The sequence below is a fragment of the Caldicellulosiruptor sp. F32 genome, from assembly GCF_000404025.1.
Classification (GTDB): domain Bacteria; phylum Bacillota; class Thermoanaerobacteria; order Caldicellulosiruptorales; family Caldicellulosiruptoraceae; genus Caldicellulosiruptor; species Caldicellulosiruptor saccharolyticus.
In genome coordinates this window covers 1-11960 of sequence record NZ_APGP01000072.1, presented here as the reverse complement: position 1 = coordinate 11960, position 11960 = coordinate 1, and the positions used below count along the sequence as shown (strand labels likewise).

Genomic DNA, 11960 nt, shown 5'->3' with positions numbered 1-11960 from the left:
TGTCTAATAAGAGGTACTCCATTTTTCCATTTACCTCGCTTAAAGTTCTCTCTTTGAAAATAAATATTAATCTCAAGAATCTCTGTTGATTGAAAATATCCGCCCGATTTCATTCCTATCTTTTCAATTATACTATTTATGCTCTCTACTGCCTCAGTTGTGTAAATATGCTTTCTAATCTCCTCAGGATAATTTATATGAGCAAAGTAAAACTCAGCTTTTTCTAAAAGTCCTTTTAAAAAGCGAGGATATTTAGGAAGGTATTCATTGCAAAGTTGATTGAATCCAGAGACAGCTTCATCAACATCAGAAGAAGATAATCTTATTTTATCTAATTCTTCATTGAATTTTGAACTATCCTCTTTTGTCATATGTCGTTTTACATTACGTTGCAGGTGAACAAAAGCAAACTTAAGGTCAGCATAAGGATAAGCGATTTTGACAGCATCTATTATACCAGGGAAGTCATCGCTTACAATTATTAAGACTTTTTTAAGACCTCTGTTGATTAAGTCTTCAAAGACTTTCATCCAATCAGCTTTGTTCTCTTTGCCAAAGAAGGTGTAAATGCCAAAGATATCTTTTTTGCTATCTAAAATCGATGCCGAGAACAACATAGCAGGTAGCCTGTTTGACTTTTGAATTGTCCCTGATTTCACAGTGGTAGCCATCAATTTAAAGTAGCGAAGGCATTTTCGGGCAATTCACGTTGTTTAAAGAGCTGGAGTTCGTTTTTAAGGTCATTTTTGATTTTAGATATTTCCTCCTCTGAGTAAGGTAAGTCAAGGTTTTTAAGGGTTTGGATTAGCAAGCTCTCGGAGTAACCATTAGCAACTAAGGACATAAGCAAATCGGTGTAAGACGGATCGACTCTTTTATATGGCCGAGGCAAGACAGAGGGACGGAAATTGCTGGTCCTTGTTCGTGGTACGGAAAGCTCAAGGTTACCTACTGGAGTACCAAGCATGCGTTTATAAAAGCCGTTGCCTTTATCATTTTGATTTTTTTCGAGGTAGATTCTTCGTTCTGATAACATAATGCAGTTTAACAAATGTTCTAATAGTTGTTTGAGAGCTGGGCGATTAGGATCATCTGGAGAGCAGTACATGTTGAGTACTTGCTCAATTGCCATGTTCTTAGCTGTTTCAAAAATGATATCTTTTTCTATTGCAATCGTCCTCCTTCTAATTTTCATTATATTTTCATTATACAGTGGACACAATTTTATTTTAACTCCCTTTCACACTGGGATAATACAGTATTAGAAGCAGCGAATGTAAAGATAAAGGGATGCAGTACGGAAGGGCATGTAAGTCATGTATTAGCTGAGAGGATAAGTTCAAGACCAAGGGGATGAAGCGAAGATATAGCAGAGACCATGGTAAAGCTATTGAGTTTAAAATACAATGGTTTTAAGATTATGGATGTATATTTGGATAGGATAAAAGCAAAGAAGAGTGAAAGGAGAGAAGTTAAAGAAATAGCAGAAGGTATTATAAAGAACGTGAGGAAAGTAATAAAAGGCGTGGAAAAGTGGAATAATATACCAGTTATAGCAAATGGTAAAGTTAACCAGTTGCGAAGGACGTTAAAATCTTTGATTAGTTGTGACTTCTATAATGCAGGTGTATTCTAATAAAAAATTTTTCCTACAAACTCTTGACACTATCGAATTTGGTAACTGCCCTTGTCAAAACTCAAAATATGTCCTATAATAAATAAAGGTGAAAGCAAAACAAAGAGGCGGAGAGATGGCCGAGTGGTCGAAGGCGCACGACTGGAAATCGTGTGTACCCCCAAAAGGGGTACCGAGGGTTCAAATCCCTCTCTCTCCGCCATTTTTATTTTTATATCAGTAAACAAGAATGTATGTTTTGGTTTACTATTTATTTGTGGTGTGGTATCATATATAACATAGTGTCACTAACATTGTCATGATTGGAGATGAATACAAAATGCTAAACTTTCTTCAATCAGTTCAATTTGCAAAAGAAATTGAAAAGAAGATAATAGAATATGAGCAGGATATTGATATTAGTGAAGCAACTATGCTTTACGAAATTGCAAAGCATGACTTTGATCTTGTGAAAAACCTTGCAGATACAATTAAAAGGTATTATTTTAAAAACAATATTGAACTGTGTTCAATTTATCCTGCCAAGGTGGGAATGTGCACAGAAGATTGTAAATTTTGTTCTCAATCTATTTATCATAGTTGCAAGATTGAAATAAAAGACGTGGCATCAGTTGACGAGGTTATAGAATATTTGGAAGATATTATCGCTTTTCCTGTAAAAAGATTTTCCTTAGTCACAAGCGGTGGAGAGCTTAATGACTTTGAATTTGAAAGGATTATAGATATTATTTCTTATATTTCAAAAAATTACGATATCCACCTATGTGCTTCTTTAGGTTTTCTCACAAAAGAAAGAGCAAAAAAACTCATGTTAGCAGGGGTTACAAGGTACCACAACAATTTAGAGACATCAAGTACATATTTTAAAAATATATGCTCAACTCATACCCAAGCACAAAAGATTGAGACTTTAAAGATTGCAAAAGAGACAGGTCTCGAAATTTGCAGTGGTGGAATAATTTCAATGGGTGAGGATATGAGTGAGAGAATTAAGCTTGCATTTGAGCTGAGAGAATTAAAGGTTGATTCTGTTCCTATCAACATATTAAATCCAATAAAAGGCACACCTTTTGAAGATATGAAGATCATGGACCAAAATGAAATTTTTATCACCCTGGCACTATTTAGAATTGTACTACCAAGGAAGACCATTCTACTCGCAGGCGGGAAAGAAAATGCACTAAAGGATATGGAAAAGATAGCATACAAATGTGGTATAAACGGTTGCATGGTCGGAAACTACCTTACAACACAAGGGATGGGAATAAAAGAGAAGGTAGAGATGTTAGAGAGTTTAGGCTTAGAAGTTTAAAGTAATGTCCAAAAGCTTAACTATTAAGTATTGTTGTTTAAAGGGGCTATCCCTGTTCTTTTCGGATAGTCCCTTAAGTTTTGTTTTTATTTAGTACATCTACAGTCCAAAAAATTGATTTATTGCTTCAAGAGTATTCCTAACCATAAAATCAATTTCATCTTTTTCAATAACAAAGGGGGGCATAAAATATATGACATTTCCAAGAGGACGAATAAGCAACCCTTTCTTCAAAGCAGTTTTATAAATGTGGTATCCCACTCTCTTTCTCCAATCAAATTCCTTTTTAGTAGCCTTATCTTCAATAAGCTCAATTGCTCCGACAAATCCAAATTGCCTATACTCACCCACAAACCTATGGTTATCAAAAGTTTTTCTGGCAACTTCTTCAAGGTAGGTCGCTTTTTCATTTATTTTCTTGAGGATATTGTATTCCTCAAAGATCTTTAATGATTCTAAAGCAACGGCACAAGCAAGAGGATTTCCGGTATAGCTATGACTATGCAAAAATGCTTTTAGTTCCACATAATCAGCATAAAACGCATCAAAAATTTCTTGAGTTGTAAGTGTTACTGCCAACGGCATATACCCAGCAGTCAAGCCTTTTGACAAACATAAAAAGTCTGGAGTTATCCCTGCATGTTCACATGCAAACATCTTTCCTGTTCTACCAAATCCAACAGCTACCTCATCTGCAATGAGATGAACATCATAGCTGGTGCAGGCCTCTCGCAATAGCTTTAAAAATTTAGGTGGGTAAATTTTCATACTACCTGCACATTGGATAATTGGCTCAATTATCACAGCACAAATCTCTTTATGGTGCTTTTCTAAAACCTTTTCTACTTCTTCAAAACATTCTACATTACAATCATAACGTGTTTTGTTATATTTACATCTAAAACAATCAGGACCTTGAATTTTTATGGATTCCTTCATAATGGGTTTATATATCTTTGAATACAGATCTATACTTCCAACAGACAATGCCCCCAAGGTTTCTCCATGATATGAATTTGTAAAACATGCAAACTTGAGCTTTGTATAATTCCCCTTCTGTTGATGATATTGAAAACTCATCTTAAGAGCAACTTCAACAGAGGTTGAACCATCGTCAGAAAAGAATACTTTTTTCAATCCTTTTGGTGCTATCTCAATTAGCTTTTGAGATAATTTTATAGCAGGTTTGTGTGAAAAATTTGCAAATATTACATGCTCTAACCTATCAACTTGTGATTTGAGAGCATCATTTAATCTTTTGTTGCAATGCCCAAAAAGATTTGTCCACCATGAAGAAATTGCATCAAGGTATCTATTACCTTCAACATCGTATAGCCATACCCCCGAGCCCCTTTCTATAACGACAGGCGGTAGCTCTTCATAATCTTTCATTTGTGAACAGGGATGCCAAATATACTTTAAATCTCTTTGTTGCTATTCATTTAACATTCAAAAACCCCCATTATCTTCATTATTGCCCTATCATCAAAGCATTTTTTAAAAACATTTTTAAATTTATTCTCATCTACATCACTTGGAAAATTATTTATAAAGTCTACTTTGGCTAATATTGGAATATTGGTAAACTTTGCTATTGTATTTATTACTTTATCTTCATCAGGTTCATTCTCACACATATTCACTATAATCCCCTTTAAACAAAGTCCGTAAGCTTTTGCAAATTCAACTGTCAAGAGAGTGTGATTAATTGTTCCTAATTTTGTTGTGGTAACTAATATAACATTGTTGCAAATTTCCTTTATCAATTGATATTGCATATAAAATTGGTTTTTCTCTTCTTTCAGTGGCACTGCCAATCCACCACAACCTTCAATTACTACGAATTCATAGTTATGTGATAAATCTTCAAAGGTTTGTTTTATTTGATTAACATTAATATCAATATTTTCATCGCTTTCGGCTATATGAGGAGAGGTTGGTTTTTCAAATATAAATGGTGTGAGTCTGTAAATATCCCCCTCTATTTTTGCAAAATTAACTACAAATTCTGTATCTTGAGGTATTAGCTTCTTTCCACTTTTTTTAGCCCCACTTAGTACTGGCTTGAAATATCCTATGTTATATCCTTTTTCTTTTAAAGCCCAACAGAGTCCAGCACATATAAATGTCTTTCCGACATCAGTATCTGTTCCAATAATGTAAACAACCTTCATTCTCTCCCTCTCCTTGGATAAACTATTCTTTGATTTCTTGTAAATATCCTAGATTTATAAGTAAAATTTTTTCTAACATTGGTTTTAATCTTTTTGCAACAATGGAAGCAACAATGCATAAAAATATATCTCCAGGCACACATACTAAAAATCCCCAGTATAAAGCCCAGCTAATGGTTTTGGGTATTTTTAGGTAAAAGTTATAAATTACATACAGGTAACTAACCCCTAATAAGTATACAAAAAACAAGCCAATCAATGAACCTATTATGTTCGTACTTATATTTCTGCTTTGCTTCAAATGCGATATATAGCCAGTTACATATGCACAAACGATAAAACCAATTAGATAACCAAAGGTTGGTTTAAAAATATACAATGGACCTCCACCCTCTGCAAAGATTGGAATACCAATAAGCCCTGTTGCTACATAAACAACCTGTGACAGTGCTCCAAGTTTAGGACCTAAGAGAAGTCCTGCTAATACACAAAACAGAAGCTGAAGAGTAAATGGTACATAAGGAATGGGAATTTTTATATAGGCTCCCACAGCAGTCAAAGCTGCAAAGAGAGAAACTAAGCAAATACTTTTTGTACTCACAGAATTGACCTCTCCTTTCTGTTTTGTCATTCAATGTCCTCTTTCCTTTATTATATTTTTCGGATTGAGATTTGTCAACCAAATTTAAAATAATGGTTTACTAATCAGATAAAAAATAGTCAAATAAAATATATACTGAACAATTTTCTACTTTCAATTATTTTAAAAGTTATAAAAACAAATCATTCTCCTTTGTAGCAATAAACTACTTGCACTTTTCCCAATTCCCTTACTTTCTCTTATACCATATCCTAATTCTGAAAGCTTTTCTATAACCTCTCTTTCTGCTTCACTTGAGCGTTTAAATCTTCTTCTCTTTGTGTTATTATCATCATAGACCAATAGCTTCAAACCTCCTGTGTATGGGTTTGTCTTTTCAATTAATATCATACATGGTTTGAAGCTATGGCTTTAATATTTTCTTATCCTGTTGCATTTAATTTTACAACAAACAAAGTTGACAAATATATTTAGTGAGAATATACTAAAGTTAGAAAGTACAACTTTCTAACTTTAAGAGGTGAGAAATGGTGATAGTTGAAATAAAGAAAAAGTCACAGGTGACAATTCCAGCTCAAATTCTGAAGAAGCTAAACTTGCGTGTAGGTGATTTATTACAAATAGAGGAGAAGGATGGTAGGATAATTTTAACGCCTGTAATAGCTATTCCAAAAGAGCAGGCGTGGTTTTACTCTGAGAAGTGGCAAAGAGAAGAAGCAACTGTAGAGAAGGAGATTCAGGAAGGCAAACTCTTGGTGGCTAATTCATTGGAAGAATTATTTGATGATTTGGGGTTGAGTGACGAATGAAGATTTACTACTCGCAACTTTTCAAAGAAAAAGTAAACAAATTGCCATCAGATGTAAAAAAGATACTAAAGAAAAAGTTAGAACTTTTATTACAAAATCAATACCATTCTTCTTTGCGAACTAAAAAAATCCAAGGGACAAAAGATATATTTGAAACAAGCATTACGATGGGAATAAGACTGACATGGCAGTACAAAGAAGATGGAATAATTATTAGAAATATTGGTGAACATGATAAAACTTTAAAAAATCCATAAACTTACCTGCTCATCTTCTATATAAAAATAACTTCAATATCGATGATCTTAAATGATTTTATATAAAATAAAAATACTCGTTGCAAGTAAGAATCAGAATACAAACAAAATAATTTATAGTCTCAATGAAGATAGCCCTGTTGTTTTTAAAGTTTAATCTGTTGTTGCAATCACAGGAATATATACCACTGATCTTTTATAATATATTGACAACTCCTAACTTTTCAATTAACATGTTTGATATAAAATTCATTGCATAAATGCAATCGTCAATTTTCATCGCAAATATGCAATACAAATTTGAAAAATTGAATATTTGCGATAGGCACCTTTACCTATCAAGCAGGTGCTGCCATTTGGCGGCTTAATAGGGAAAGCGGTGAAAATCCGCTGCAGCCCCCGCTACTGTGAGCAGCGACAAGCCCTATTCTTTTTGGCCACTGGAAAGGTGCGGTCTTGCTCTCGCAAGGCTTCCTTTCTGGGAAGGCAAAGGGTGAGGATGAACTGCGAGCCAGGAGACCTGCCTGCTTGAGATGCCTTGTGCTGTCTTCGGTGGGAAGTACAGTCAAGGTGGTAAAGACCAAAAGAGTTATTTTGTCTTTTTTTAGCTTTAGCAATAACCTATTATTTTAGAAGCTTTTTGCTTCTAATTAAAAACCTTTTAAAAGCATAGGCTTTTAAACGGTAATGAGGGGTCTTTACTGCCTTGACGCACTTGTGCCTTTTTTGTTGGCAGTAAAGACCCATTTGTTTTTCTGACGGCAAATAAAATTTTTATTTGGGAGGTAGAAAGCGCAAGATGATTTCGGTTGTTGGTTTTCCAAGAATAGGACAGAACAGAGAGCTAAAAAGATGGGTAGAAAGCTATCTTGACAAAAAGATTTCAAAAGAAGAGCTCATCCAAAATTCAAAAAACTTGAAAAAGACTCACTGGCAACTTCAAAAAGAGTATGGTGTTGACCTGATACCATCAAATGATTTTTCGTTCTATGACACTTTTTTAGACCATGCAATGCTTGTAGGTAGCATACCTGAGGAATACAAGTCGGTTTTTTCAGATGATCTTGAACTCTACTTTGCGCTTGCAAAGGGGTATCAAGACCAAAACATCGACCTTAAAGCTTTGCCAATGAAAAAGTGGTTCTTTACAAACTACCATTATCTTGTGCCTGAAATCACTGAAAACACCAAATTTGAACTTTCATCAACAAAACCTTTTGATGAATTTGTCGAAGCACTTTTGATAGGAATCAAGACAAAACCTGTGTTAATTGGTGCTCTGACATTTTTAAAGCTTTCTAAAAAATTAAATGTGGATATATACGACAAATCTTTTTGGGAAAAGCTACTTGATGTATATATTCAAATACTAAGAAGGTTTGAAGAGTTGGGTTGCGAGTTTGTTCAGATAGATGAGCCAATACTTGTCACTGACTTGAGTACAAAAGACATAGAGCTTTTTGAAAGTTTCTACCGAAGCCTTCTTTCTCACAAAGGAAATCTAAAGGTACTTCTTCAGACCTATTTTGGAGATGTCAGAGACTGCTTTGAAAAGATAATCTACCTTGATTTTGACGCAATTGGACTTGACTTTGTTGATGGAAAGTTCAATTTAGAACTGATTAAAAAATTTGGCTTCCCACAGGAAAAGCTCCTTTTTGCCGGAGTTGTAAATGGTAGAAATGTGTTTAAAAATAACTACAAAGATACACTTGAGCTTTTAAATATGCTCTCCTCCTTTGTTGACAAGAAAAACATTGTAATTTCAACATCGTGTTCTTTGCTCTTTGTGCCATACTCCTTGAAGTTTGAAACAAATCTTGACAGCAATAAAAAGAAGTTTTTAGCATTTGCTGAAGAAAAGCTAAAAGAGCTGTCTGAGCTAAAGCTTTTATTTTCTCAAGAAAACTTTACTGCAAGCAGCATCTATCTTCAAAATGCTCAGCTTTTCGAAGAGCTGAATAAAAATAAACTATCAGATGTCAGCACAGCTGTAAATAACCTTACAGATGATGACTTTGAAAGAAAACCATGTTTTGAGGAAAGAATCAAGCTTCAAAAAGAGGTTTTGAATTTTCCACAGCTTCCCACAACAACAATTGGGTCATTCCCACAAACCCAAGATGTAAGATCAGCTCGAAGCAAACTCAAAAAAGGCGAAATAACATTTGAAGAATATGACAGCTTTATAAAATCCAAAATTGAAAGGGTAATAAAGCTTCAAGAAGAAATCGGGCTTGATGTGCTTGTCCACGGCGAATACGAAAGAAATGATATGGTAGAGTTTTTCGGCGAAAACTTGGAAGGGTTTTTAATCACTCAAAACGGCTGGGTTCAGTCATACGGCACAAGATGTGTAAAACCTCCTATAATATTTTCTGATATTAAAAGAAAAAAGTCACTCACTGTGGAATATATAAAATACGCACAAAGCTTGACTTCAAAGCCTGTAAAAGGAATCTTGACAGGACCAGTTACAATTCTCAACTGGTCGTTTGTGCGTGAAGATATACCATTGAAAAATGTAGCTTTTCAGCTTGCTCTTGCAATAAAAGAAGAGGTTTTGGAGCTTGAAAAAGAAGGTGTAAAGATTATTCAGATTGACGAGGCAGCACTGATTGAAAAGCTTCCGCTCAGGCGCTGTCAGCACAGTGAATACCTATCATGGGCAATAAAGGCATTTAGACTCACATGTTCAAAGGTAAAACCAGAAACTCAAATTCACACTCATATGTGTTATAGCAACTTTGATGAACTTTTAGACGAAATTGCAAAGATGGATGTGGACGTTATCACATTTGAAGCTGCAAAATCTGATTTCACTTTGCTTGATAGCATAAACAAAAGTAATTTAAAGTCAGAGGTAGGACCAGGGGTGTTTGATGTTCACTCTCCAAGAATTGTATCAAAGGAAGAGATGAAAAAGCTTATTTTAAAGATGATTGAAAAGGTTGGAAAAGACAGACTGTGGATAAATCCTGACTGTGGTCTTAAGACCAGAAAGGAAGAAGAAGTTTTGCCTACCTTGCAAAACATGGTTCTGGCAGTGTGGGAAGTTAGAAATAACTTATAGCAATCCTTCTTTCTCACATAAAAACATAAGAAGGCTGGGAAACGTTTTTTTAAAAAGTCCCAGCCTTCTTTTTTACACTTTTCTGCACTTTTTCCTGAACTGGTTGGGCGTCATATTGCAAAGTTTTGTGAAGCACTGGATAAAATAGTCTGTGTCGTTGTACCCAACTGCCTGTGAGATTTCGTATATCTTCATATTGGTGGACATCAAAAGCTTTTTTGCTTCTTCAACTCGTATCTTTTGCAAATAAGAATTGAAATACATTCCATAATGTTTTTTGAAAAGTTGACCCAAGTACACAGGGTTTATATAAAACCTTTGTGCAACAGATTTTAATGTCAGGTTCTTGTTATAATTTTCTTTTATGTACTTTTCAAGCTCACATATGATACCGTTAGATAGGCTTGCTCTCCATTGTCTGAACTTGTTTAGTATCCCTTCGCAAAACTTAAGCAAATTTTTTTGTATATCTTCAATATTTGAAAATTCAAGTCTCAAGTTTGAAAAGTATTCTATTTCATCTTCTAAATTTAGACCCATCCTGCTAAAATAAGAGCTTATAGATACCACTACAAAGCTTAAATACGTCATCAAAAATTCAAGCTGATATTTTCCTTTTCTAATGTCTTCCATCATTTCTTCAACTATCTTTTGTATGTCTTGGCTATTTTCTTCGATAGCCAAAATGAGTCTTTTATCATATTCTTTTGAGTATAAAAGCTCTTTCGAATTTGGTAGGCTGTTACTATAAAATGTAATTCCCATTTGATTGTAAAAAAGCGCAAAGTTCAAAGAGTATGCTGCTTCATAAATTGCATCAAAAAATTGAGCCCATTTTGTAATCTTTCTTGAAAAAGCAAACACAATCTCTGTTGCAAAATCAATCATCTTTTTTAGTTTTTGGTATGCTTCTTGTATGTTCTCTTCAGATGCTGCAACCACATAGTACTTGTCTCCAATCTCCGAAAACTCGTACATAAGTCCTTCTTTTTTAAGCTGTTCAAAGCCCCCCTTTATCCTTAACAACATATTTTCTATTCTCTCGTCAAGATAGAAATTCAGCCAGTTCGACATTTCTTTAAAGTAGACTATTCCAACAAAAATCCCATTTTCTATTTTGATATTGCTATTTTCTATACTTTCTTTAAAGCTTCTCTCAAGCGCAAATAGGCTTCTGCCTTCTTTAATTAGCTCCCTTTTCTTGAGTTTTGACTTTACTTTCTGGAGTGTCTCAACAAGCTCTTCTTCTTCAATGGGCTTTAATATGTAATTGACAACACCATGCTGGATAGCTTTTTTTGCATACTCAAAATCTGCATACCCGCTGATGATTATCACTTCAGGCGGGTTTTTTATTTCCCTTTTAACCTTCTCGATAAGGTCAAGGCCACTTAAAAGCGGAATCTTGATGTCGCTGATGAGCACGTCAACCTGCATCTTTTTCATAAACTCAAAAGCAGAAGGACCATCTTCTGCCTCGCCCACTATTTCAAACCCAAGTTCTTTCCAGTCAATCAAGTTTTTTAGCCCTTCTCTCATAAATACCTCATCTTCAACTATCAATACTTTGTACAGCATCTTCAAAGTCCCTCTTGTTAGGAATTTTTATCACAACTTTTAATCCCCCAAGCTGCCCTCTTAATATGTCAAAGCTAAAATTTTTGCCATAAAACAGCTCAAGTCTTCTAAAAACATTTTTAAGCCCCACACTGCTTTTCTTGTCAGATGAAAGTCCTTTTATAGAACGCAGCAGTTCTGTTATTCTATCATCCTCTAAGCCTTTGCCATTGTCCTCAATGGTTATTGCTATCATATCACCTTCTTTGAAAACCTTGACCACAATCCTTCCTTCACCTTTGCTGTTTTCTATCCCATGAACACATGCGTTCTCAACAAGAGGTTGTATGGTCATCTTTGGTATCTTTGTTGATTTTACACCTTCTTCTACATCAATCTCAAATTTCAGCTTTTCCCCAAACCTGTACTTTTGTATCTCAAGGTAGTCATAAATAGCCGAAACTTCCTCTTCAATGGTTATGAGATCTTTTTCCCACCTTATGCTTCGTTTTAAAAGCTTTGCAAGAAGTTTTATGGCATT

The 11960-nt window shown here is 34.6% G+C and carries 9 protein-coding genes, 1 tRNA gene, 3 pseudogenes and 1 riboswitch; of the genes and pseudogenes, 6 read left to right on the top strand and 7 right to left on the bottom strand.

Going from position 1 to position 11960, the window contains the following annotated elements:
* Nucleotides 1-1168 (bottom strand): annotated as a pseudogene (locus tag H964_RS06960) (IS256 family transposase); the annotation flags it as partial.
* A 69-nt stretch (nucleotides 1169-1237) separates the two neighbouring features.
* Here H964_RS06960 and H964_RS12145 point away from each other — a divergent pair.
* The 3 genes and pseudogenes from H964_RS12145 to bioB form a co-directional block, all read left to right on the top strand.
* A pseudogene (locus H964_RS12145) lies at nucleotides 1238-1636 on the top strand (ISLre2 family transposase); the annotation flags it as partial.
* 109 nt (nucleotides 1637-1745) lie between these two features.
* Nucleotides 1746-1838 (top strand) — tRNA-Ser (locus H964_RS06950).
* Nucleotides 1839-1955: 117 nt separating this feature from the next.
* On the top strand, nucleotides 1956-2948 hold the full coding sequence (bioB, locus tag H964_RS06945) for a biotin synthase BioB (RefSeq protein WP_039766062.1): 993 nt from the start codon (nucleotides 1956-1958) through the stop codon (nucleotides 2946-2948).
* Nucleotides 2949-3047: 99 nt separating this feature from the next.
* Here bioB and bioA read toward each other — a convergent pair.
* From bioA to H964_RS06925, 4 genes and pseudogenes are all read right to left on the bottom strand, one after another.
* Nucleotides 3048-4397 (bottom strand): annotated as a pseudogene (bioA, locus tag H964_RS06940) (adenosylmethionine--8-amino-7-oxononanoate transaminase).
* On the bottom strand, nucleotides 4391-5122 hold the full coding sequence (bioD, locus tag H964_RS06935; RefSeq protein WP_039766060.1) for a dethiobiotin synthase: 732 nt from the start codon (nucleotides 5120-5122) through the stop codon (nucleotides 4391-4393). Before bioD ends, bioA begins: the two are co-directional and overlap by 7 nt.
* Nucleotides 5123-5144: 22 nt before the next feature.
* Nucleotides 5145-5723 carry a biotin transporter BioY gene (locus H964_RS06930; protein ID WP_083931472.1) on the bottom strand — a complete coding sequence of 193 codons (579 nt, stop codon included), beginning with the start codon at nucleotides 5721-5723 and terminating at the stop codon, nucleotides 5145-5147.
* A gap of 162 nt (nucleotides 5724-5885) precedes the next feature.
* A complete protein-coding gene (locus H964_RS06925) occupies nucleotides 5886-6065 on the bottom strand; it encodes a hypothetical protein (protein ID WP_051109314.1) in 180 nt (59 codons plus the stop codon).
* A 185-nt stretch (nucleotides 6066-6250) separates the two neighbouring features.
* Between H964_RS06925 and H964_RS06920 the strand changes: the two genes are divergently transcribed.
* The 3 genes from H964_RS06920 (at nucleotide 6251) to metE (ending at nucleotide 9862) form a co-directional block, all read left to right on the top strand.
* Nucleotides 6251-6532, top strand: a complete 282-nt coding sequence (locus tag H964_RS06920) for an AbrB/MazE/SpoVT family DNA-binding domain-containing protein (RefSeq protein ID WP_039766054.1) — start codon at nucleotides 6251-6253, stop codon at nucleotides 6530-6532.
* Nucleotides 6529-6789, top strand: coding sequence for a hypothetical protein (locus H964_RS06915; protein ID WP_039766052.1), 261 nt, complete (start codon nucleotides 6529-6531; stop codon nucleotides 6787-6789). The genes H964_RS06920 and H964_RS06915 overlap by 4 nt, the downstream gene beginning before the upstream one ends.
* 327 nt (nucleotides 6790-7116) lie before the next feature.
* Nucleotides 7117-7331: riboswitch (cobalamin riboswitch) on the top strand.
* 257 nt (nucleotides 7332-7588) lie between these two features.
* On the top strand, nucleotides 7589-9862 hold the full coding sequence (gene metE / locus H964_RS06905; RefSeq protein ID WP_039766046.1) for a 5-methyltetrahydropteroyltriglutamate--homocysteine S-methyltransferase: 2274 nt from the start codon (nucleotides 7589-7591) through the stop codon (nucleotides 9860-9862).
* Between the two features lie 72 nt (nucleotides 9863-9934).
* Here the strand turns inward: metE and H964_RS06900 are convergent, their stop codons facing one another.
* Nucleotides 9935-11440, bottom strand: coding sequence for a response regulator transcription factor (locus H964_RS06900; protein ID WP_039766043.1), 1506 nt, complete (start codon nucleotides 11438-11440; stop codon nucleotides 9935-9937).
* Nucleotides 11415-11960 (bottom strand): sensor histidine kinase (locus H964_RS06895; RefSeq protein ID WP_039766041.1); only part of this gene is annotated, 546 nt, incomplete at its 5' end. The genes H964_RS06895 and H964_RS06900, both read right to left, overlap by 26 nt.

Bases quoted from the DNA above. Each gene is read 5' to 3' on its own strand.
- bioB (WP_039766062.1), top strand. From the start codon at position 1,956: ATGCTAAACTTTCTTCAATCAGTTCAATTTGCAAAAGAAATTGAAAAG.
- bioD (WP_039766060.1), bottom strand. From the start codon at position 5,122: ATGAAGGTTGTTTACATTATTGGAACAGATACTGATGTCGGAAAGACA.
- H964_RS06920 (WP_039766054.1), top strand. From the start codon at position 6,251: ATGGTGATAGTTGAAATAAAGAAAAAGTCACAGGTGACAATTCCAGCT.
- H964_RS06915 (WP_039766052.1), top strand. From the start codon at position 6,529: ATGAAGATTTACTACTCGCAACTTTTCAAAGAAAAAGTAAACAAATTG.
- metE (WP_039766046.1), top strand. From the start codon at position 7,589: ATGATTTCGGTTGTTGGTTTTCCAAGAATAGGACAGAACAGAGAGCTA.
- H964_RS06900 (WP_039766043.1), bottom strand. From the start codon at position 11,440: ATGCTGTACAAAGTATTGATAGTTGAAGATGAGGTATTTATGAGAGAA.